The 24888-nt window shown below is 42.4% G+C and carries 12 protein-coding genes and 3 pseudogenes; 9 read left to right on the forward strand and 6 right to left on the reverse strand.

The window, feature by feature from the left end; all coding sequences use genetic code 11:
- Nucleotides 1–661: 661 nt before the first annotated feature.
- Nucleotides 662–1423 carry a Uma2 family endonuclease gene (locus V7L20_RS12020; RefSeq protein ID WP_334744299.1) on the forward strand — a complete coding sequence of 254 codons (762 nt, stop codon included), beginning with the start codon at nucleotides 662–664 and terminating at the stop codon, nucleotides 1421–1423.
- Nucleotides 1424–1477: 54 nt separating this feature from the next.
- Here the strand turns inward: V7L20_RS12020 and V7L20_RS12025 are convergent.
- The 4 genes and pseudogenes from V7L20_RS12025 to V7L20_RS12040 form a co-directional block, all read right to left on the reverse strand.
- Nucleotides 1478–2243 (reverse strand): annotated as a pseudogene (locus V7L20_RS12025) (IS1 family transposase).
- Nucleotides 2244–2618: 375 nt separating this feature from the next.
- Nucleotides 2619–3473, reverse strand: a complete 855-nt coding sequence (locus V7L20_RS12030; RefSeq protein WP_334744300.1) for an HIT family protein — start codon at nucleotides 3471–3473, stop codon at nucleotides 2619–2621.
- Nucleotides 3474–3725: 252 nt separating this feature from the next.
- A pseudogene (locus V7L20_RS12035) lies at nucleotides 3726–3985 on the reverse strand (hypothetical protein); the annotation flags it as partial.
- 1 nt (nucleotide 3986) lies between these two features.
- Nucleotides 3987–7898 (reverse strand): DUF2157 domain-containing protein, encoded by a 3912-nt coding sequence (locus tag V7L20_RS12040; RefSeq protein ID WP_334744301.1) that lies wholly within the window; start codon nucleotides 7896–7898, stop codon nucleotides 3987–3989.
- 744 nt (nucleotides 7899–8642) lie between these two features.
- Between V7L20_RS12040 and argZ the strand changes: the two genes are divergently transcribed.
- The 7 genes and pseudogenes from argZ to V7L20_RS12075 all read left to right on the forward strand — a co-directional run bounded on the left by argZ (nucleotide 8643) and on the right by V7L20_RS12075 (nucleotide 16588).
- Nucleotides 8643–10754 (forward strand): bifunctional arginine dihydrolase/ornithine cyclodeaminase, encoded by a 2112-nt coding sequence (gene argZ, locus V7L20_RS12045; RefSeq protein WP_334744302.1) that lies wholly within the window; start codon nucleotides 8643–8645, stop codon nucleotides 10752–10754.
- 68 nt (nucleotides 10755–10822) lie between these two features.
- The gene (locus V7L20_RS12050; protein WP_334744303.1) at nucleotides 10823–11341 is read left to right on the forward strand and encodes a DUF2085 domain-containing protein; all 519 of its coding nucleotides are present in this window, start codon (nucleotides 10823–10825) and stop codon (nucleotides 11339–11341) included.
- Between the two features lie 343 nt (nucleotides 11342–11684).
- Nucleotides 11685–11858 (forward strand): hypothetical protein, encoded by a 174-nt coding sequence (locus tag V7L20_RS12055; protein ID WP_334744304.1) that lies wholly within the window; start codon nucleotides 11685–11687, stop codon nucleotides 11856–11858.
- Between the two features lie 217 nt (nucleotides 11859–12075).
- Nucleotides 12076–12747 carry a response regulator transcription factor gene (locus tag V7L20_RS12060; protein ID WP_334744305.1) on the forward strand — a complete coding sequence of 224 codons (672 nt, stop codon included), beginning with the start codon at nucleotides 12076–12078 and terminating at the stop codon, nucleotides 12745–12747.
- 24 nt (nucleotides 12748–12771) lie between these two features.
- Nucleotides 12772–14703: a sensor histidine kinase gene (locus V7L20_RS12065; RefSeq protein ID WP_334744306.1), complete on the forward strand. Its 1932-nt coding sequence runs from the start codon at nucleotides 12772–12774 to the stop codon at nucleotides 14701–14703.
- Between the two features lie 167 nt (nucleotides 14704–14870).
- Nucleotides 14871–15383: pseudogene (locus V7L20_RS12070) on the forward strand (IS701 family transposase); the annotation flags it as partial.
- A gap of 422 nt (nucleotides 15384–15805) precedes the next feature.
- Nucleotides 15806–16588, forward strand: a complete 783-nt coding sequence (locus V7L20_RS12075) for a DUF928 domain-containing protein (protein ID WP_334744307.1) — start codon at nucleotides 15806–15808, stop codon at nucleotides 16586–16588.
- A 16-nt stretch (nucleotides 16589–16604) separates the two neighbouring features.
- On the opposite strand, the gene V7L20_RS12080 is transcribed toward V7L20_RS12075, so the two are convergent.
- On the reverse strand, nucleotides 16605–19325 hold the full coding sequence (locus tag V7L20_RS12080; protein ID WP_334744308.1) for a CHAT domain-containing protein: 2721 nt from the start codon (nucleotides 19323–19325) through the stop codon (nucleotides 16605–16607).
- Between the two features lie 183 nt (nucleotides 19326–19508).
- The gene (locus V7L20_RS12085; RefSeq protein WP_334744309.1) at nucleotides 19509–19718 is read right to left on the reverse strand and encodes a hypothetical protein; all 210 of its coding nucleotides are present in this window, start codon (nucleotides 19716–19718) and stop codon (nucleotides 19509–19511) included.
- Between the two features lie 335 nt (nucleotides 19719–20053).
- On the opposite strand from V7L20_RS12085, the gene V7L20_RS12090 reads away from it, so the two are divergent.
- The coding region (locus V7L20_RS12090; RefSeq protein WP_334744310.1) for a two-partner secretion domain-containing protein at nucleotides 20054–24888 on the forward strand (4835 nt) is incomplete at its 3' end.

Raw genomic sequence — 24888 nt, forward strand, 5'->3', positions numbered from 1 at the left:
AGTTGCTTTCGGTGGGTACTGCCTCCTAACTATTGGAACATGAGTGGCTGTTTGCACCACCCTGTCGCTAAATATAAAGCATGAATAGCACTTAGTACCTATATATTTATTAATAGTTAAGAGTTACCAAAATTTTATCAGATTAAGCAACTTGTTTGTTGGGGTAAAAACGCCTGTATTCTTGACTGGGCTAAAACTTTAGCTGAGGCAATGCTCTGCACAACCACCAAACGAGCCAGTAACTATTATATGTGTCTAAGGTTGGCTGTTTCTTAATACCACAGGTGGTATCCCTTAGTCAAAGCAAAACATTGCATCATCAAGATAATCAGATTGTGACAGTTAGAACTAGGCATAAAATAAATTTTATTGCTGATGATTCCGGCAGATTTAACATTGTCTAGTAGTTAAAAGCTGCTAATTAGTGTCAATAGAGTGTTTAATATACAGTAGTACAATCGTAATTTGTCAAGCTAATTTTGAAAATTTGTAGTAAGCATTTAAGTGCTTAAAAAACCAATACTAAAGTCCTGGCTACAAACTTGTTCACGCCTCGTAACCAATAAGACAGACTACTAATGACATCCCTAGGGGAGAAATCGCTATAATTCTGGTGAGTTAAATAGAGCCAAATATCCTTTGAGTTTTGGGGAAACCAGCCATGTTAGAGTACAACTTGCCAAGGTACTTGCCTTCAGCCGAAGAACTACCAGACTCTGATGAAACGCCTGTGGATAATGAACTGCAAGAATTGATACCAGGCCTGCTGAAAGCGATCTTGCTGATACTTTGGTCAGAACGTATGGACTGGTTATTTGGCATAGATATGGGTATTTATTATCATCCTGATAAACCGCCCGTTGTGCCAGATGGGTTTTTGAGTTTGGGGGTAGAGCGATTTTATGATGAGGAACTGCGTCCTAGTTATGTGCTGTGGGATGAAAACATTGTACCGATTTTCGTGCTAGAAGTAGTTTCTCAAAATTATCGCAAGGAATACACTACTAAATTGGATGAATATGAGGCTTTAGGTGTACTTTATTACGTGATTTATTCGTCTCGTCGTCGCCGCAAACCGCATTTGGAAATACATAAGTTAGTTAATGGTAAGTATGAATTGCAAGAAGGAAACCCCGTTTGGCTACCAGAAATTGGCTTAGGAATTGGTTGCGAAAAGGGAAATTATTGCGGTGTAACGCGGGAATGGATGTATTGGTATGATGAGCAAGGACAACGGTACCTCACGCCCGCAGAACAAATAAAACAAGAGACACAACGCGCTCAACAAGAAGCACAACGCGCTCAACAAGAGACACAACGTGCTCAACAAGATGCACAACGCGCTGAAGTTGCAGAACAAAGAGTGCAACAATTAATAGAACAATTAAGAGCGCTGGGAATAGATCCAGATAATCTGGCTTAACTGAAATATTTTGCAATATTTTCAACGAAACCTAAAAATTAGGTATTGTTAGATTTATGTATTTTTTATAAACTTATTGGCGTTGGATAAATGCGGGATGACTGATGTAAACACGGATATTTCTTTATACTTTAAATATTGAAGTAAAAATTGGATTGAATATTTAAGCATATCTACGGATTTAGAATAGCAGAGTGTTTTTCGGTGTAGTCTTGCCAAATAATGGCGCAAGCGGGTATTTTCATCCTCGACCCTAGTCATATAGGTTTTGCTCACGATATGGTCTCCTGGGTGAATGAAGCAAGGATAAACCTTCCAACCATCTGTGACGTAGAAGTAACATTGTCAAGAGGAAACAATATTCCACAAAAATTTAAATGTTTCTGAGCTGCGGTAAGCGAAGCCATGTCGTAGGCTTATCGCCTATTACCCAAGCTAAGATACCCTCATGAAAATGATTTACTACCGTCCACAACCAGACTTTGTTTTTTTTGAACCGATGAAGGTTTCTAATTGATCTAATTCTCCAACGGATGGTATGTCGTTGCTTGGCGGTACGTCGGGGAGTTTTTCGCCTATTTGTTTTAACCAATAAATTACGGTTGTATGGTGAACTCCTTTATCACGCTCAATTGCTCGAAATCCCATGCCTAAGACGTATGACCTTAAACATTCTTGCTTGATTTAATTTGAGTAACCTTTTGGTGGACTATAAACATCGATAAATTGACGACGACAATTAACACAAATGTGATGCAAGTTTACCTCTTCGTTTACCATTTTTTCTAATTTCAGTAGAGTCGCAGTATGGACATTGCACAGTAGATGACCTCAATTCATCCCTCTATTATGCAACGCCAACTTATTAATTAGATTACACACCTTGATGTGATTTTGCCCGTCTCTTTTAGCAGCATATAGCGCTTGATCTACTAATTGTAATAACTCATCAGTGATTTATCCATGATCTGGAAACATAGCCACTTCAGAAACTGTCGTGTATATTTCCTTACCTCTAGATTCTAACCGTGTAGATTGAAATAATAACCGAATTTTATCAGCGTACCCAAATGCTTTCTCTTGTATCAGTCTAGGTAAAGCCAATACAAACTCCTCACCACTATATCGGCAGACAATATTTTGAGAATCAATGAAGTTATAGTATAATTATGACTCCTGAATTATTACAGAAAAACTATTGCTTTTTAGGAATAACATTCCTGATTCCACTTTTAGTATAAACAGTATCACCTTTGTAGCGAGGGATAATATGAATACTGGCGTGCATAATATTTTGACCTGCGGTTCGATTGATATTCATTCCTATATTAAAACCATCAGGCTCAAATTCTGTTTTGAGAATTGTTTGTACTTTGTTCACCATAAACCAGCAAGCAGATTGTTCTTTAAATGGTAGTTCAAAATAATTGCTAACATGACGTTTGGGAATAACTAAAACATGTCCTTTACTTATAGGATAGCCATCATAAATAGCATAAGCAGTTGCTGATTCAGTTAAGAGTTTAAGACTTTTATGAGGATTGCAGAATATACAATGATTAGATGAATTTCGCTGATGATTATATTTAATATACTTATATAATTCCCGATTTTCATCTAAATACACCGAAGTGAAAGGAAGTTTTACAATACACTGATAGGTAGGTTTATTGTGAACATAATGTTCTCGAAAACCTTCTTTTTTGATATCTCTTCTTACAGTGTAATAAGCTTTACCGTCGGGTTTTAACAAGTGTGATACTTCCATAATAACATTAGCTTGTTCTTCGGCAAATAAAACATTTAAAACATAAAAACAAATTATTGTATCAAATTTATTTTGAGGATATTCTGGAAAATAATAAGGGTCATAGGCTGTAATATCAAAACCTTTTTGGCGCAATATTTTAACATCATTACCAAAGCCACAACCAAAGTCTAGTATTTTGCCTTGGAGAAGGTTTTGATTTAATAAAAACTGTGCCGGAAATGATAAATAACTTCTTTCAATCGCAGTAAGATGGCTGAATTGATTTTTTTGCTGTTTCATGGAATTTTTGGTACTGATGTTCCAAAATTATTATTCCCAGCATCTCTTTAGATTATGCGATGTCTACGACGGTCACTGAGCGCAGGCAGTCGAAATGCGGGTTACGCCTACGCATCCGGGTCAACACCTAGCTCACGTAACTTAGCTGCTAATATATCAGCACGCTGGGGTTACTGTAAATAACTCTAATTCAGGAATCCAAAAGTGTCCATTATTTCCTGTGACAGCTTAACCTTCGCTAATCAACTGTAACTAGACTTCTGTTGAAATCTTGCCTACTTATATCAACATCTGACAATAGGCTGTCTGCAAAATCTCGCTTGTAGTGATGCAATTCTACAATTTTTTCTTCAATAGTATTCTTTGCGACTAAGCGATAAATTGTCACCGGGCGTTTTTGCCCAATGCGATGGGTGCGGTCTGAGGCTTGGTCTTCCACCAAGGAAGGATGTGTATGGATGACATAATGCCGCAGTCAGATTGAGTCCTGTACCTCTTGCCTTGAGACTAACCCTATTCCCATGATTGAAATTCATCAATGGCGCTACGAATTAAGGAAGTTATTTGAGTGCGACGGGTTTCAAAGTTGGCGGCGATATAAATCAGGAGGATGCCAATTAGCAAGCCAACAACCCATTTTAAAAAAGAGTACTGTAAGCTAAAAATGACTGATTGATAGATTGTAGTCATTAAAAAAGTCCCTGTACCAATGTAGAGAAAAGCCCTGACTCGCAAAGCTAGTCCAGCAAAAATGGCGATGAGGCTAAAAATTCCAGGTATCCAGGCTGGATTTTGATGAAATAAAATTGCCCACCCACAAATTAAACCACTACCTAGCACTCTCAGAATATGGCGAGCGGCTTTATACTCTGGTAGCTTCAGTTGGGTATCTACTTGAGCAATATAAAGCAGTGATAACCCAATTGGTGTTACATACCACAAAGCATCAGTCAAGCGTAAGGAATCAAACCAACGGTAAAGTGCCCAATCAATCAACGCCACACTCACATAAGTAAAACGGATGTTGTCACCCACCTTGGCGAGAAAGATGTAAAATCCAGCTGCAAGTAGCAAGGTAATGGGGTAAGTTTGCAGTCTAGTTTCCCATAAAATTATCAGTGGTATAATGTAGGCGGCTTGCTGCCAAGGTCTTTTAGACCAACCCCAACTTTCCCAAGGCAGAATGTACAGGAAATAGGCTACCACACAGGCGATCGCACCGTTCCAAGGAAATAATGGCCCAGCCCAAAATTTTCCCACTGCTGTCTCGCGCCAATAAACTCTCATCCCGGCTACCTCTAATAAACCAAGGTAAACCCATATTTCGGCTATTGTGATTCCTTTGAAAATGCTGAGGGAAGTGCGCGAATTTCGTCCCTGAAAGATGGCATAACGAATTAAAAATACTCCCGTTCCCAATCCCACTAAACGGTTAACTGCAATGGGAAGAGGAATCGCAGCCATTAATAAACAGCTACTCCAAGCCCAATGAATATGGGCAATTCCTCTTAGTTCTTGGGGAGTCAGGCGTAAGTAGCTGACAAGCCAAGGTGACAGGATGCAGTAAGCATACATAATACTTGCGCCAAGGGCAGACATGGCAATCAATGCATCACCTAATGCTCCTCCTGAAGCTTGTAACATTTGATAGAACAAAAGTTCATAAGCAGAAATTGATACACCAATTATTCCTAAGTACAGCAGGGGTTTAAAGTCTTCGCGCCGTCGCCCCACGCCAATGACAATTAAAGCTACACCCAAGGAATACAAACCTGTCCATTCGGTGAAGGTGTTCACACGCAGTAATACACTGAATACACCATAAATTAATGGCAAAATGTGAAAACTGCTAGGAAGCCTTTCTAATTGATGTCGTCGTCGCCACCACTCGCCGACAAGTTGAGCAATTAAACCTAAAGCAATATTTGCGATCGCTATCCTAACAGTTGATCGTTCCCCAAATCCCAGCGCTTGGGCAGTCAACAACTCTAAAGACCAACCGATGCCATAAAATGCCCAATTTGTTGGTTGTTGCCAACTGCGATAAACAATGGCTGTCAAGGTGATCCCAGTGGCAGTTAAATACAAGAATCCTGAATTAATAAACCCTGAGTAAATCAGTATTGAGTGTACCGTCAAACCAAACAACTCAAAGCCACACAAGGCGATCGCCCATTTATCACTGGCGACTGCATATATAATTCCTAATTCGTTACCATGTCGGCTCAAAATTGTCTGCGCTAACCATAGACTGAGGATTGCGATCGCTCCGACAACAAACCAACCTCCTAGTGTGAGGCGAGGTAAGCCAGGTATGCCTACCCATAGAAGTGCCACAATGAAACTCAGAATAAATCCTTCTGTAATTACCGCAGATATTTGGTTTCGCAAATAGTGCGTATTTGCAAACATCAATCCCGTACCCACGGCCAAACCGATTAATCTGGTTTCTGATAGCTGTAAAGTAAGTAGTTGGGCAACTATTACAGCCAATACACTCAAGTAACGGCTAGTAAGGCGACGCTCTCTAATTGTGATATTAGCAGCACCTGTGAGAGCTATAGGTGTAACTAGCCATAAGACTCCCCAATGAGCTTGTCTATCAGCTACGCCATACCAAGATGATTCTGCATTCATCCACAATAGAAAAAAACTAGCGGCCGCTAGTCCTAAACCGATATCCCAAGCACTATGTGGCCAGAGTCCTTCGGTTAGGCTAAATCCCCATTCTGCAAGCATCAGAGTTAATAAAATACTTGCCCAGATTTGTTGACTCAGGGTTGGTAATAACCAATTAATGGTAAAGCAAAAAGTCAGCACTCCCATGATATGAGTTAGATATATCAGGGGAAGAGATGAAGGGGATCGGCGTTGAGTGACAAATGCAAGAGTAATGGTAGAAGATAGCAGATTTAGCGATCGCAATGCGGGATTTACAATCGCGATCGTTGTTAAAAAAGCTCCAAATAACAGGGTGAGCAGTTCGCCAAATTTAGCCAATTCTCGCTTTTCGGTGCGATGCAGCCTATCTGTGAGCGCCACCATTAAAATTATGTATGGAAATAAAGCTACACTCAGCAACGCCCAAGGTTCATTTTGAGAATTGGTAAGTTGAGTACCGATTGCGATCGCTAATTTCTCTAAGTCATCAGGTACTAGTCGCCAACCTAACCAAATCGTCTGTAATCCAATGGCGAAAACTGCTGCAAAGTCTACCTTTAAACTGTACTGCCGCAAGCGACTTCCTACAAACCACAAACCCAAACCACTGACGGCTATTGCTTGCCAAGGATAATTTAGTACCGAAACCAGCCAACCCAAGAAGAGTAGAATGCCGCCAAGTCTTTCCCAGAGTAATAGAGATGAGGGAGATGAGGAAATATTTTCTTCCCCTGTCCCCTTTGCCCTCCCCTGCTGTGCTAACCAAGTTACCAACCACCCGCAAATGCCAATAGCTAACCCCAGCTGCGTGACATCTACCCGGACAATAAAAATCGCCCGCACTAACAGTATTATCAAAGCATAAATAATTACAGTGGCAAGTAAACTAATACTCGCTTGGCGGCGATCGCACCGATCTTCCTCACTGATAAAATTAGGCTGTTGGTAATTGTGATAAACGGTAATGATAGTTGTGCCAATCATTGCAACATAAACGGCAATCAAGGGAAATCCTCTTAATTGCCAACCCCAATGCAGATAACTCAACCCCAGAATATTTATTAAAGGTAATTTATCGGTGACTAAATTAGGAAAAATACTGCGATTTTTGAAGAGTAAAATAGTTATAGCAGTGAGAGAAGGACAGGCGATCGCAACTACAATCCAATCTAAAGGATTTTGCCACAATCGAAAGCTATCCATTGCCCAAAAGTTTACTGGGACTAACAAAAGGGTGACAATCAGCAAAGTTTGAGCTGTCAATCTAAGGTTGTTTTGCCTAGTCGCCCAAAAGCTTAATCCCCAGAAAGTCAAAGTATAAGCAAATAAAACTCCATACTGTCCAGAAGCCGGAAACCTCTCCCACTGACTCGCAGCCAGTACCCCAGAGGACACCACTACCAAGAATACCCCGAGAAAAAGCAGCCACCGCACACTCAGTTCTGCCCCCAAGGACTGCAACATTGTGCTGATGAAGTTGGGTTTAGCTGGTTTTTGCTGCGGTTGTCTACCGCTACTAGATTGTAAAGCTGCTATAGGCAGATGCTGCACGGGTTCGGAAGTTACAAAAGCTACTTTTGTTTCAGCTTCAGGCTGGGCTTGCAACACCACCGTACACACCAGGAATTCTCGGCATAGCTGCCTAACTTGGGTATCGGATATCAAACCTAAGCGCAGCCATATATCTAATCCTTCTAATAACTGAGGATGGGAAGATGGCAGTCTGATTTCAAATTTTAGCGGGCGCTCAAGGGGCGATGACATAAGCGGCAGCAGTATAAGTATATACTTAAATTAGTATTGACTTAAAGTATATTTTGGCTCTAATTGTGCCACTTATTAGGCTCATTGATATTAATTTTTAACTTAGGAGCAATAGCGCCCCTACAATGGGATGTTTTTTAACTAAAAGTTCCTTAGCTCAGGGGAATTTTGTGATAACGATTCTCATTTAGAGAACTTTGTGTAAAATTGAAACCAACCTGAAGATTATGACAAGGGGCAGGCTTGCTGTGACGGCGTTGCTGAGTTTCGACTACGCGGCAATCGAGCAAAGTCGAGATTTAACTACCGCTTATCCTGAGCTTGTCCTGAGTTCAGCCCGAGCGGACTTGTACTGAGCGTACCCCTATAGGGAAGCAAGCTACGCGTAGCGTCTCGTATAGAAGTCGAAGTAGCCGAGGGGCGTAGTCGTAAAGCTTGCGGCATAGCTACGCTTACAGCGCAGCCTCTCCAAAAGTTGGGCGTAGTCGAAGTAGCGTAGCCGAACGAAAGCAAGGGAAGGAAGAATTTCTAACTCTTGACAAATGACAAATGACTAATGACTAATGACTTTTGCCACCTTCTCTAGTTATTACCATCTTCCAGTAATAGAATTAAGAACGAAGCCTTTATAAAGCCTTCAACTATCAAAAGATAGAAGCTCAAGTAGCAGATTTTACAGAATGCCAGTAAATCGAAAATCTGTATCCCAAATAAGCTAGCATATAAAACGCTTGTAAGATTTTTATGACTTCCCGTATTCGCTTTTTGATGTGCCCTCCTGACCACTACGATGTGGACTATGTGATTAATCCTTGGATGGAAGGGAATATTCACAAGTCATCGCGTGATCGCGCCGTGGAACAGTGGCAGGGACTACACCATATCCTTAAAGAACACGCCATTGTAGACTTAGTACCGCCTGAAAAAGGTTGGCCAGATTTGGTTTTTACTGCCAATGCTGGCTTGGTACTAGGGAATATTGTTGTTCTCAGTCGCTTTTTACACAAAGAACGTCAGGGGGAGGAGCCTTTCTTCAAACAATGGTTTGAGGCAAATGGTTATACAGTCAATGAACTTCCCAAAGATTTGCCCTTTGAGGGAGCAGGGGATGCACTACTGGATCGAGAAGGACGCTGGTTATGGGCGGGATACGGTTTCCGCTCGGAATTAGATTCTCACCCTTATTTAGCAAAATGGCTGGATATTGAGGTACTATCCCTGCGACTGATAGACGAACGTTTTTATCACTTAGATACCTGTTTTTGCCCCTTAGCAAATGGCTATTTGCTATATTATCCAGGCGCTTTTGATTCTTACTCCAACCGCTTAATCGAAATGCGAGTTGCACCTGAAAAGCGAATCGCACTTGAAGAGGCTGATGCAGTCAACTTCGCTTGTAATGCGGTGAATGTAGATAGCATCGTCATCATGAACAAGGCGAGTGATGCTTTAAAAACCCGCCTTGCAGATGTAGGTTTCCAAGTGCTGGAAACGCCACTTACCGAATTTCTCAAAGCTGGCGGTGCGGCTAAATGCTTAACTTTGCGGGTAACAGAACCAGTTAGAGATGAACTTCATGCCAATGTCTCGGTAGAAAGCCGTGTCATTCGCATGGAGGGACACTTGCTCGACGCAGGCTTAATTAACCGCGCTTTAGATTTGATTATAGATGCTGGCGGAAGTTTCAAAGTCCTGAATTTCAACTTAGGAGAACAACGGCAAAGTACTTCAGCCGCCGAGGTGAGAGTATCAGCACCATCCCATGAGGTGATGGAAGAAATCATCTCCCGGTTGATTGAGTTGGGTGCTGTAGATTTACCCCATGATGAGCGAGATGCTAAACTTGAGCCGGTAATTCAAGATGGCGTTGCACCTGATGATTTCTACGTTAGTACAATTTATCCCACCGAAGTCCGACTTAATGGCCAGTGGGTGAAGGTGGAAAATCAACGGATGGATGGCGCGATCGCAATTACCCAAACAGCCAATGGCTTTGTCGCTCGGTGTAAAATACTACGCGATTTAAAAGTTGGCGAACAGGTGATTGTAGACGTACTAGGTATCCGCACCATCCGCAAAACTGAATCGCGGGAACTACGCAGCACCCAAGAATTCAGCTTTATGTCGGCGGGGGTTTCCAGCGAACGGCGCGTGGAATTGGTTGTTGAGCAAGTGGCTTGGGAATTGCGGAAAATCCGCGATGCTGGTGGTAAGGTAGTTGTCACGGCTGGCCCAGTAGTGATTCACACTGGTGGTGGTGAACATCTAGCGCAACTGGTTCGGGAAGGATACGTGCAAGCACTGCTAGGTGGTAATGCGATCGCAGTTCACGACATCGAGCAAAATATCATGGGCACTTCCTTGGGTGTAGACATGAAGCGGGGTGTCGCCGTGCATGGTGGACACCGCCATCACCTCAAGGTAATTAATAGTATCCGCCGTTATGGCAGCATTCCCAAAGCTGTGGAGGAGGGAGCAATTAAAAGTGGCGTGATGTATGAATGTGTCCACAATAATGTGCCTTTTGTGCTTGCGGGTTCTATTCGGGATGACGGGCCTTTGCCTGATACCCAAATGGATTTGATTAAAGCACAAGAGGAATATGCCAAACACCTTGAAGGTGCGGAGATGATTTTGATGCTGTCATCGATGCTGCACTCGATTGGTGTGGGAAATATGACTCCGGCAGGGGTTAAAATGGTGTGTGTAGATATTAATCCAGCTGTGGTAACTAAGTTAAGCGATCGCGGTTCTGTAGAATCGGTGGGTGTGGTGACAGATGTGGGATTATTCTTAAGTCTGTTGATTCAGCAGTTGGATAAGTTGACAAGTCCTTATATTAATAAGGTAGGTTAAGAAAACGTACACGTGAAACGGCTTCTTGCAAGGTACCGCAAAGATGCAAAGGGCGCGAAGAAAGAAAGATGACAAGAGTAGCTTTTAGTGAAGAGTTGCAGATTAATTGGGTCAGTTTTATAGCTGATTTCTTGTTGGTAGGGATGGTTTTTGGCCCGCCTATCGCTCCCTTTTTGGCTGCGTCTGGAGTGTCTTTGCTTCCTGGGATTGCGGACATCATTTATTTCATGGGCAATCATGTATGTCCGCAACCAAATATGGGGTTATATTTGGCATCACCCTTTATTATGGCTGTGTGTATGCGCTGCTACGGCACTGTCATAGGTTTGCTGATTACTCGTCTGTTATATGGAGTAACTGGTGGTAAAAGTTTTTACTGGTTGAGTCAGTATGACTGGAGTGGTGTTGCGCTAGCTAGTGTGCTGATGATGGCTTATCCTTTGGAATTAGCAGCACAGATTTTTGGTTTGTGGAGTTTTAATAACTATCTGGTTATGCCTTTTGGGTTAATAACGGGTTTGGCGTGGGGATTGTTTACTATGCCGATTTTGCACGGGTGGCAAAATATTAATAATAAACTTCCCTAGCCCATCTAAGAATTATAAAAAAGTTGTCCAATTAGTTATCTTTATAGCGTTTCTTGAAAAGAGCAAATATTATCACAGAGTAAGTAAGTCGGTACAATAAAACCAAATTGTGTGAAGAAAAGTAAACAAGGCTCAAACTCTTTTTCCCCCTGCCCCCGTTCGGCTACGCTACTTCGACTACGCCCAACTCTACCAGAGGCTGCGCCTTAAGCGTAGGTGTGCCGCAGGCTTTACGACTACCAAGAGGACAAGCTCAGTACAAGTCACGGCAAGCCTGCCCTCTGCCTTATTCCAACGATAATTATTTACGCCGACCTACATAGTGATTGGTTTATGCTTTTTTGTGGAAGTAGGCACAGCGATCGCTGACTCTGGAAGTAACTCTGAGTTTTTAGGCATGGGGAAGAAGTGTAACAATGCTCTATGCCCTAAGCGACGGGGCGACTATCCTTTTTCACCCACGGAGTGGGTAGCGGGACGAACGTCCGGGGATGGAGTTTCCCGTCGCTTTCAATAAAGCACATGACCTCATGCTAAGAGGTCAGTGATTATAGGATTGTTTAAAAAGCTGTAAACTAAGGAGAGGGGTTAAATCCCTTATACTTAGGAAACTTAGTGCAAGATTTTAGTTATTCAAGTTATTTAAGCCTTTTTCCCTTCCCTCTTCTCTTTTCCTCTATCACGACCCGATGCCATGAAGATGCAATAAAGTTGTCAACTTCGAGGTTTCAATAATGAGTCAAGATTTACCAGAACAAGAGATACTCAAAATACTTGTGGTGGACGACCACGAACTAATCCTAAGTGGAACGATCAACTTGCTGAAACGGTACTACCCACAAGCCAAAATCCTCACCGCCAAAACAACTGAGAACGCTCTCCAGCAGGTCGAAGCATTTGGGCCCAACTTAGTTATTATGGATCTTTCCCTGCCAGAAACCTCCGGTGACACTGCCGAAATCAATCGAGGCATTAAAAGCTTGGAAACGTTAATGAAAAATTATCTTACCCTCAATCTGGTTGTGCAAAGCAGTTATGTCAAAGCATTGGTGCGGATTAAACAGGAAATTGATGCTCATGAAGGAGGGTTCACTGTAGCGGACAAAGGACTTTCTAGCCAAGAGATGTTGAACCGGATTGACTTGGCACTCAAAGGAGTCACACATACTAAAGACCTGAAAATGCCATCAAAAGAAGTCAAGCTAGAGTGGCTTGAGGTACTTAATCTAGCCTTTGAAGAAGGATTGGAAGATAAAGTTATTGCCGAACGGATGCAAGTAGCACCGAGAACGGTACGCCACTACTGGGCTAAAGTTCAAGACGTTTTAGGTGTTTACCCGGAAGATGGTAAAAGTCTCCGCATTCAAACAGAGAAACGAGCTAGAGAAGAGGGGTTTATTGATTGACCAAATTTGTTAAGGAAAAAACTGTTGTTACCAAGTATTTGGAACAAAATTAAACAAGGAATTACCATCTGGTCTGTAGCAACACTACCAGGAATTGCTGTTTTGGGACTGGTTATCTTCCTTCGTCTGAATGGGTCACTGCAATTTATAGAATGGGTAACTCTTGACTCCTTTCTCCGTCTGCATCCTTCCGAACCTATTGATGAACGAATTGTGATTGTTGGAATAAATGAAGGGGATATCCAACATATCAAAAATTACCCTATACCCGATCGCGAGATTGCCAAACTGCTGAGAAAGTTGCAGAAGTACCAACCCAGAGTGATTGGTCTTGATATTGTTAGAGATATACCCGTTGAACCCGGTCATGCCGAACTAGTTGCAGCCTTTAAAGACATCAAAAATCTGATTGGGGTTGAAAAAGTCATACCCGTTGCCATTAAGCCACCCCCTGACTTACCCTCAGAACAAATCGGTTTTATAGATGTTCTTTCCGATGATGACGGCAAAGTCAGGCGTGCTTTACTCGAAGCAAAGAGACCTGAAAAAAATAAAAAATATGCATTTTCCCTACCTTTACAGCTGGCACAAACGTATCTCAAGGTTCAAGGCATTGAACTGAGCAATGGTATTCGCGATCGCAATGCAATGCGGTTTGGTTCTATTGAACTTCCTCGTCTTTTCCCTAATTCTGGAGGCTACGTACAAACTGATGATTTTGGAGTTCAGCTACTTCTTAATTATCGCAACGGTCGAGAAAGATTTCGCAAAATATCGCTTAAAGATATTAACGATAGCGAAAACGGGAAGGGTAATCCCAATCTGCTGCGCGATGCCTTCGCTGGACGCATCGTTCTGATTGGGATAACTGCTCCTAGTATTAAAGACTTTATCAATACCGATGCGATCGCTAATTTGCAACCACCTGGAAAAATTTATGGTGTAGAATTTCATGCCCATGTGGTTAGCCAAATTGTCAGTGCAGTTCTTGACAAACAACCCATTTTGGAAACCTGGTCACAGGGTTGGGAATATCTTTGGATTATCTGTTGGGGCGTTTTAGGTATTTATCTCGGTCAGCTGACTAAATCTCCATCGAAAAACTTTGTGTATGTAGCTCTTGCCAGCCTTGGTTTAGTTGGAATTGCTTATACCTTTATCCTCAGTAAATGGTGGATTCCAGTAGCACCAGCACTACTCGTTTTGGTCATTAATGGTGCAATCTTGAGTACTTTGTATCAACACGACCGATTTTTGAGGTCTCAGATTGAAATCCGCCAACACACTATTGAGGAGACATTTGTTGTAATCCATAATGGCCCCTTGCAAACACTAGCCAAAATTTTGAGGCATGTCCAAGACCAAGATTTAGAACAAAATCAATTGCTCGAATACCTGCAAAATCTGAACTACGAAATTCGAGAAGTTGGCGAATATCTGAAACTAGAAACCCTAAACCGAAAGGAAAGTTTTCATCTCGGCAGTGGTCTAATCTTAAACTTAAAACTGCCAATTCGCTACCTTTTATATGAAATCTACAGCCATACACTCCAGCGAAACTTTCCCTGCTTTAAAACGCTCAAAGTTAAAGCCTATTCGTTTGCTCCGATTGAGGAGAAATACTTGAGCATTGAGCAAAAGCGAGAACTCTGCCAATTTCTGGAAGAAGCACTATGCAATGTCGGGAAACATGCCAAAGGAGTAACCCGTCTTTATGCTACTGGCAAACAAAAAGAAGGCTGGTACACCTTAAGCATTAAAGATAATGGGACTGGTATTAACTCGGATTATCAAGGGCAAGGAACGAAGCAGTGTCTAAATATAGCGAGAAAATTAAGAGGAAAGTTTCAGCGAAACTCTCTTAAAGAGAAAGGAACTTTGTGTGAGTTAACTTGGCCTATTACCAGAAAAAGCTGGATTTTTGCATGCATAGAACGTAATACCAATTTAATGTGAAACTCTATAAAAAGGGCTTCTATAATAATACTTTTTTAGTCTCTGCTTGTTCGCTTATATCTGCGGCACTGGTGACAACAATGATTAGCGGGACTTAAACAAAAAAGAAAATAAAAACAGGGTATAATGCTTTGTTAGCATAGCTTTCACGTCAAAGTAACTTCCAAATGAAAGAGACAACCCCCACAGCCATGCCACCCTGCTTTGAAAAATGGTGTAAGCGGTTTGATGAGCTGTTCACTCATAAAGCCCAAAAAAGAGAATTTAGGCATTATTTGGGGGGATTATTGGGTGAAAGTGAGAGAAAGAACCTCTTTCAGATAGCAGAGAACGCTATCGGGGTAAATTACCACCAATTGCACCACTTTTTAACCGAAGCGCCTTGGTCTGATTTCAAGATCAATCAACGTCGGTTAGAAATAATGAACAAGTGTAGTCAGACGAGAATTAGTAGAGGATTTAGCTTAATAATCGATGATTCAGGTCATAGAAAAAGTGGTAATTTTACACAAGGAGTGGGAAGGCAATATATAGGAGAAATTGGTAAGACAGATAACGGAATAGTAGTGGTAACAACTCATTTATATGATGGACGAAAAAGCTTACCATTAGATATAGAGTTATATCAACACGCTAATTCTTTGCCCGAAGGGAATAAAGACCCAGAATTTGAGACGAAGGTGGGCCTCGAAACCTTTGAACACTTTTACTGAAGCTTTAGAGGCTTTTAGAACAGCTATGTCTTTTCGATTTTTTGATTGGTTGAGCCTGAACCGTAACGTATTTGCGGCTTATAAAGCCAGTTTGGGCTACATTTGGGCTTAATTTTTGTTTAAGTCCCGTTAATAAACCTAATGTGTCAATCAGTATATACCTCTTACGCACTCTTATTTGTATATATTAATTAAGTAGGTCGGTGTGAATATTTATCGTTGGGATGAGGCAGGAAACAGTGTTTCGACTACCCTTCGACAAGCTCAGGGCATCGCGCTCAACAACCAGACAGGAGGGAAGAGGGTTTAAGTCTATTTAATTTTTATTAACATAGTTTAGTTTTTCCACATCGTTCTACTTAAATTAATGTTTGCTCAACCAAGATTATATGATTTCAATTCAGTGGTTCCTAAATAAACGCATTAACATCAAACTAGTCATCAGTTTTACCCTGAGTTTAGTGCTGATTATGACTTCGGCAGTTCTTGCAAGTTATACACCCGGCGATCAAAAACCTGTCCCCAAAGACCGCAGATCGGATGGAGGAACGACCAGAGGATGTTCTGGAGGGGATATACCGCTAACCATTATTGCCTCTAGCAATTATGTTGGACGCACGATATCTCCACATCCTACGTTCGCTTGGTTTGTCTCTGGTGACTCCGCTTCCAAGCCAATGAAATTCATGATTTACGAGTGGCTTCCAAGCGGTAAACCCAAAGAAGTTCGCAAGATATCATTGCAGAGTTCACCGGGGATTATGAAGTTATCCCCATTTTCGGAGAAGGAATTAGGGCTGCAACCGGGAAAAGAATATTTCTTGCAGGTTGTAATTCATTGTGACCCAGATAATCCATCAGGTGATTTAGTAGATGAGGCAAGTATTGAAGTTGTAAAAATGCCAGCAAATTTGCAAAATAAATTGAACAGAGCAGTAAATAGTGTTGAGAAAGCTAATATCTATGCTGAGGCAGGTTTATGGTACAACGCGCTAGATGAAGCACTCAAACTGGCTAAAGCATCGAAACTGGGAGAAGTGGGTTCAACTCTGTTAAAAGATTTGGCTAAGTGGGAAGTACCAAAAACTACATCAGAATTGCCACCAAAAGAACAGGAAGCGATCGACAAACGGATTGAAAACTTGAAGAAAATTGCAGACAACGCACGTTAACCATGCTTACCCTGCCCTAAAGCCAGTTACCGATGAGGATAAAAGATGCCCATTGGGCGGGGTGAATATTCTTGTGCTGATTAATCAGTGCCTTTTGTGCTTCTTTCAAGGCTTCTGCTTTGCTCATTTGCGATCGCAAGTTATCGTAAAAGTTAACGACTAGCTCTTTTGTCAAATCATCGTCAACGTACCAAAGTGAAGCCAAAGCAGTTCTAACACCTGCTTGTACGGTGATGCCAGCCATACCCAACGTAGCACGGTCATCTCCTATACCAGTTTGACAAGCTGTCAGCACAAGCAACTCCATTGGCTCCGAACCCCCACTAAAGCGGCGGATGTCACTCTCTAGCTGAGTAATTGTAATCTTCATATTATTACCTGTAACTAAAAAGCTATCTTCTGGAATAGTGCCAAACTGTCCGTGAGTGGCAATGTGAATAATCGGGTAATTTGCTTGTTTAAGTTCTTGCTTTAAGCCTTCATCAGTGAATTGTTTATTGAACAGTTTCTTGCTACCAGGAAATAGCTTCGTGACTTGATTTACTTCATCAGCAACATTTTCCAAAGGCTTAAATTTTTCACCATCAACAGTAGCTGCTTCGGTTAACCCTAAAGCTAACATCCACAAACCTTGAAAATTTTGAGGTTTAGAGAATGTCAAGTGCAGACCAGGAGTTGTAGCAATGGCATATTTTTCAACTAAAAATTCCTGACCATCATGGAGTGCAGCCATTGGTATACCGCGTAATAATCCATCTTGGATGAAAACGATAGTTTTAATTTTTGCTCGTTCTAAATCGTCAGCGAAAGGGTGAATAATCGTCTTATATAGATTTTTTGCTGGTGTTAAAAAAGTATCATTATGGTCATAAAATTTCTGTATTTCTAGACGGAAATTTTTGATTTCTTCTTGAAAATTTTTACTATCATTTATCCATGCTAGTTTCTTCAATCTTCTTTCAGTATTTGGTTTGACCTTCTCTTTATTTTCTAGATTGGGTAGACTCACCACAATTGCTGTGCGGTCTTCTAGGATGATAGAACTAAAAATGGCGGTGTCTTCTCTCTCTAAGTCATCAACTCGTTCTTGATCAAAAACCGTAAAGACACAATCATTGCCAAAATAATTTTGCAATTCTGCTAGTTTCAAAGAATCAATGGCGTCGAGTGCAGAATCCAGTTCCTTTTGGTACTCTTGACTTGTGATAGGTAATGATTCAGCACGCTCTAGTTTTAATCGAGCAAACTCTCGGTAGAGAGGACTAATGGTATCCCGAAAACTAAATTGCAAGTCTCGCTCAACAAATAATAAATTATTTCGGATACCTCCCTCACCTTCTAACGTTGCGATCGCCCGTTCGTAAGCAGCAATTGCCTCAGATTCTTTCGCCTGTGCCTTGAAAATTCGCCCTGCCTGCCACTCCCACAAATAAATACTATCCTTAGCACGCAGCTTTTGGTCGGCTGCCAAGCGTGCCTGTTTGGTAAAATTTAAGGCTTTATTGTAGTCCTTGCGGCACTCGTAAAGATGACCCAGTTTACCTAAAGCAAATGATTCTGAGCGAGAATCTTTAATATTTTGAGCAATCAAAACAGCTTTTTTCAGGAGTTCTTCAACTTGTGAATCCTTTAGTTTTCGCGGCAGACATTGAGCTTGAAAGGAAATAGAATTTTTAGAAGGAACAACTTGTTCGAGTTCAGCTAAATCAATTGCTGTATAGACTTTATTTGAAGAATTGGGCAGCTTTTTAAATAGAGCTAAAGCTTTTTGCAATACTTGTTCTGCCTGATTATTATTATCAGCTAAGTTTAAATATTTTGGGTGATAATAAAGTTTAATTAAATTAATAATTGTCCGCATTTGACTTGATAGATCGTTTTGATTGCCAGTCAATTCGAGACTGTTATTAAAATAACCTAAAGCTTTTTGATAATCAAAATTAGCTTGTTTTATGAATTTACTAGCCTTAGCCTTTGCACCTCTTAACTTAGCCGAATCAACACGTTGCTCATTGAGTTGGGCTTTACTAAAATAAGCATTACCCAGACTATTAAACAACGAGGAGCGATAAACTGAGAGGTTATTCTCCTTGGCAATTTTTAAGCTATACTCTACAGTTTCAATAGCTTGATCATACTTTCCCTTGAGGCGATAGGCTTCTCCCAAGCTTCCCAAGGCAGCGACTTCTCCCTGGCGATCGCTAAATTTTCGGGCAATTTGCAAAGCACTTCCTTCAGTTTCAAGACAATCCTCATCAGTCTCAGAAGCACCACATAAAAGTGCGATCGCTTCTCTATTTTTCCCCAAACGGCTATTGGTTTGGGCAAGTTCGGTAAGCAACCATCCCACCTTTACAAATTCTCTTGAGGAGCGATAGTTGGCGATCGCTTCTTTCCAATAATTGATTGCTTCCTCGAATTGACCGAGTTGCTGATAAGCTATGGCTAGTTTTTCTCGAACAATTGCTGCGTTATCTTGGTTATTGATGTTTTGATACGCACTTAAGGCAATTTGCCAAGATGCGATCGCCTCTTGCACATCTCCTGTCCGATATTGTTCAATTCCTTGTTGTACGAGTTGACTTGGATTGGGAGGCTGTGCCGTTGCTAGCTCTCCCCATCTTGTCTGCAAAGCATTGAAGGGAAGATGATTGAGCCACAAACAAAATGTGAGGCTGCTAAGAAAGATAACTATTAGAAAGCGACGGACACGAAATTTGCGGTATCGGCTTGGCATAGGAGGATACCATAGATGACAAGGAAGATTTTGTCCGAAGTTTTAACAAACAGAATTCAGGAGTCAGGTGGTTACCGAGCGAAGCCGAGGTAAGCCAGAATTCAGAAGAAGGTTAAGCGAAACTTCGGCTATGCTCAGTGCATCGCTGGCGGATAGGGTAGCGTAAAGCCTTCTCTTCTCCTATCAAAGATGCTGTGCCAACGAGACGCTTTGCTCCCGCTTGCTTAAGAGCAGGGGTACGGCATAGCAACTCTTAGAGACGCTTTGCTCTCGCTTGCTTAAGAGCAGGGGTACGCTTAGAGCGAGTCCGCGATAGCGTAGCGTAAAGCCTTCTCTTGGAGAGGCTTCGCCAACGACATAGCTTTGCTTAGAGCGAGTATTCGAGCGTCGCATTTGAATAAATGGTTTTAAGTCCCTCACTAAATCGGAGATTTAGTGGTCTTTAATGAGTGGGGAGTCTGAATCCCCCACTTATTAATTCTGATTAAAGCAACGGAAACGTCTCCGGCTTTGCTCTTGAATTCTGACTTGTGAATTTTTCTTAAACTCTATTTTGATCTGAAGTTGCATATTTTAGCAATATGCCTAATTGTGCAATCAGTATTGCTTTATTTTACCATTAATTTAGCACAATAAGTGAATGCCTAATTTTAGTTGAAGATTTATTGTATAAATTAAGTAAAGTTACTCAATGCAGTGGGACTTCAAAGTAAGTCAGGAGTTTACCAGTGATTGTTAAAAGCTGGTTTGGTCGAGGTTGGGAGTGGAAAATTGGCGGTTGGGTTTCTTTAGTGGCAGCACTTTCAATAGGATTGAGCGAGAATGTCTTGGCTCAAATCGTGCCTGACAATACGCTGGGTGTTGAAAGTTCTGTGGTTAAACCCAATGTCAATATACAGGGAATTCTTAGCGATCGCATTGATGGTGGCGCAACTCGCGGTGCTAACCTCTTTCACAGTTTTCGAGAATTTAACATAGGAGAAGGCAGGGGGGCTTATTTTGCCAATCCCACTGGAATTGAGAACATCTTAACTCGCGTCACGGGCGGCAATCCCTCTAATATTTTGGGCAGGTTAGGGGTTTTGGGTGGGGCGAATTTGTTTTTGCTCAATCCGAACGGGATTATATTTGGTGCAAATGCCAGTTTGGATATTAAGGGGTCATTTGTTGCGACGACAGCCGATCGCGTACAGTTGGGTGATAGTGGCTATTTCAGTGCAGCACAACCGCAAACGAGCAGTTTACTGTCTGTCACTCCGGGAGCGCTATTTTTTAGTCAGGTTGCCAATCAACCGACTGCAATTATTAATCAAGGGAATTTATCAACAGGGAAACATCTTACTCTGTCGGCTGGCAATCTGGACTTGCAGGGACAGTTACAAGCTGGGGGAGATTTGACGCTTTTGGCGCAGGATACGGTGAAAGTACGCGATAGTGCGATTCCTTTCATCGCCTCTGCTGGGAGAAATCTGCTGGTTCAGGGGAATCTTGGGGTAGATATTTTTGCATTAAGTCATCCAGAAAGCGGTTTGTTTTCTGGTGGGGATATGGTGTTGCGAAGTTCTAAAACTGTGGAAGGCGATGCTCACTACTGGAGTGGAGGTAATTTTCGCATAGAACAGTTAGATGGGAGTTTGGGGGATTTGTCTAGTCCCCATGACCCAATTTTTCGAGCTAGAGGAGATGTGTTTATCAACACCTACAAAGGAACCTCCCTGCATATTTTGGCTGGGGGTAAGGTAGAGATTCCTGGCTATGTTTGGATTCAAGGGGCAGATCCAGAAAACGGTTTAGTAGAGAGAGTAAATTTAGCTGATGGAACTACTGTCTCTATCAATGGTAAAAGTGAACCGACTCTGGATATTCGCGCCGGAGTCAATCCTGATGTAATCGGTGAACAAATTCTGACTGTGACTGGTACTGGCAATTTCATTCAGCCTGCCTATGCCACTTCTAACCAATCAAATGCAGATATCAAAATCGGCACGATCTTATTTGCCAATGCCGCTTCACAACCTTTGGCGGGAAGACTATTGTTAACAAATCAATATCAACCCAACTCTTCATTGAGTGGCGACATTCAAGTTACACAGACTTTAGAGGAAGGGTGGGGAGCAATTTTTATGGATGGGGGAGCAGGAAATCCCTCAGTTGTTATAAACTCTCGCGGCGGTATTACACTCGATGGTACTGTCAAAACCTCTTCAAGTTCTGGCGACGATGGAGGCGCGATTAGCCTTGTCGCCAGCAACGGTAGTATTAACACTGGCAAATTGAACTCTTCCTCGCTCTCATCTGGTACTGGTATTATAGGCAATGGAGGCGCGATTAGCCTTGTCGCCAGCAACGGTAGCATTACCACTGGCGATTTGAACTCTACCTCAGACTCTACTTCAGGCTCTACCTCAGACTTAGACTTTCCGAACGAAAGTCTAGGAGATGGGGGCGCGATTAGCATCAGTGCCAGCAACGATATTAAACTTGACGGTACTGTTAAAACCTCTTCAAATTCTGGTGATGGAGGTGCGATTACCCTGAATGCTAGCAACGGCATCATTAACATTAAGGATTTGGACTCTTCCTGGCGACCTGGTTATAAAGGTCTAGGAAAGGGGGGTGCGATTAGTATCACTGCCAGCAACGGCAGCATTAACACTGGGAATTTGGACTCTTACTCGTTCTCTTATTATCCTCCCTGTATAGGTGGGGGCGCGATTAGTATCACTGCCAGCAACGGCAGCATTAACACTGGGAATTTATACTCTTACTCCTTCTCATCTGGTATTACAGGAAATGGAGGCGCGATTAGCCTTGTCGCCAGCAACGGCAGCATTAACACTGGTGATTTATCTTCTTCCACGTACTCTAGGCTGGGCGATGCAGGGAATGGAGGCGATATTAGCCTTGTCGCTACCAACGACAGCATTAACACTGGCAGCTTGTACTCTGACTCGTTCTCCGCTTACGGCGGTGGCAATGAAAAGGGAAAATATGGAGGTAATATTAGCCTTGTCGCCACTAAGGACATCAATATCACTGGCAATTTGGACTCTTCCTCGTTCTCTGGTATTAGCAGTAGTGGAAATGGGGGCAATATTAGTTTTAGTACCAGCAACGGCAGCATTAACACTGGGAATTTGGACTCTGACTCGTTCTCTAGATCTGGCAGTGCGGAAGATGGGGGCAATATTAACCTCGTTGCTACTAACGGCAGCATTAACACTGGGAATTTGGACTCTGACTCGTACTCTTGGGAGAGCAATGCGAAAAATGGAGGCAATATTAACCTTATCGCCACCAAGGGCATTAATATCACTGGTGATTTGAAATCTTCCTCGTCCTCTGTATCTGGCAATGCCGCAAATGGGGGAGAGATTTCCCTCATTGCTAGAGGTGGAGATATTATAGGAAATTCTCCTAACTCACTCCTGGCTTCTTTTTCCCTTTCTGAGGAAGGAACAGCAGGAAGGGGTGGAAAAGTGACCCTAGAAGCTCAAAACAATATCACGAACTTAGAAATATTAACTTTATCTTCTTTCAGTGAAGCTGGAAATGCTGCGATTACTGGGTTTGGAAATCTATCCGTGACGAATACCCGCATCCTTACTAGCAAGCAGGTGGAAGTGAAAGTACCAAGTTTGGGAACCGTAATATTGGATGTTGGTCGTCAAGGACAGTCCGGCAATGTTACCGTTACCAGTTTAGGCGATCTCACATTCAACGACAGTTCTATTGAAAGTGACACCAAGGGTATCGATAACGCTGGGAATGTCCTGATTACCAGTCCTGGTTTAGTCACGTTAAATAATAGTCAAATTATTAGTAATACTAGCAACAGTGGAGATGCAGGAAATATCGATATCAAGGCCGGACAAGGCATAACCTTCCAAGGTTTATATTCCTACCAAGGCACACCTCAACCCGGTGCGCTTTTTGCCGGAACCACTAACTTTGGCGCTGCCGGAAAGATTACTCTAACTACCCCCGAATTAACACTACAAAACGGAGCCGAAATCGCCACTACTACGAATAATCTTGGTGCTGCCGGAAATATTACCCTTAAATCCCACCCTAACAAAGAAAACCTAACCATTAACGTTGAACAGGATACTTCCATTTCTGCCTCTACCTCTAACGTAGGAACCGGAGGCAATTTAATAATTATGGCTCCCAACGCCCTTACGATTCAGGGACAAGGAATCTTATCCACAGAAACCGCAGGCGCAGGAAAAGCTGGTAACATTGAATTGACTAGCAGAAATTTAGATATACAACAAACAAAACTTTCCACCTCAACCACAGGAACTGGAAACGCCGGAGATATTACCCTAAACGCCTCCACCTTAACTGTTGCTAAGGAAGCGAAAGTTTTTGCCTTTACCGATGGCAGTGGTGATAGTGGCACCATTAAAATCAATGCCCCAACCGTCGTTAATCTCGGCATTGGTGTGGAAAATTTTTCCCCGGTTCTGTCTGTAGAAACCCGTAATGCAGGCAAAGCTGGAAACATTATTATTAATACCCCCACCTTAACCCTCTCCGACACCGCCCGCATCACCGCCACCGCTACCGCTAGCGCCACTAATACAGAAGGGGATGGCAGTATAACTTTAAATGCCTCCAATATGCATTTAGCCGGAGTTGTAGGCGTCTTTGCCGAAACTGAAGGGCAAACCCCAGCCGGAAGATTAACCCTGAAACCCTATCAGGATCAATCTACCCTCAACCTGACCTTGGCACCTCAATCACGAGTGTCTGCATCCACTTCTGGTAGTGGTAAAGGAGGAAACCTGATAGTAACAGCACCAGAAGCAGTAACCATTAGCGGGGCAGGTTTACTTACCGTGGAAACCACAGGTGATGGTGCTGCCGGAAACTTAACAATTGACACACAACAACTAACTATTTCTGATGGCGCTACGGTATCGGCCTCCACTTCCTCTACTAATCCTAACGGAGTAGGCGGCAACATCACAGTAGATGCCACAGAATCTTTAGACCTGAGCAATAAGGCACGTTTGCTTGCCGAGTCAAATGGTGCGGCTCCATCTGGTAACGTAACGATTAACACCGGAAACTTAACAGCCAGAAATGGCACGATCGCAACTTCCTCCGAGCAATCTTCTGGGGGAGGTATCACCATCACAGCTGATAAGATTCGCCTATTTGGCGACAGTGACATCACTACCAATGTCAACCAAGGCGCAGGAGGCGGCGGCAACATTAATCTAAAAGCTGACTCCATCCTCGCTTTCGATGACAGCGATATTTTAGCTTTTGCTCGTGATGGCAAAGGAGGAGACATCACCCTTGACACTAGAGCCTTCTTCGGCGAAAACTACCGTCCTGCACCTCGTAACACTGACCCTGGCAGACTTGATCTTGATCGCAATAACCGAGTTGATATCAATGCCACTGGTGCTGTCAGTGGAATCATCACCATACCTGATGTCAGCTTTATCCAAAATAGCCTTACCGAGTTACCCGAAAATCAGATTAACACTGAGAGTATCCTGGCAAATAGCTGCATTGTCCGCCGCAACCAACCAACGAGGGGAACCTT

Source organism: Nostoc sp. (assembly GCF_036916735.1).
Taxonomy (GTDB): domain Bacteria; phylum Cyanobacteriota; class Cyanobacteriia; order Cyanobacteriales; family Nostocaceae; genus Nostoc.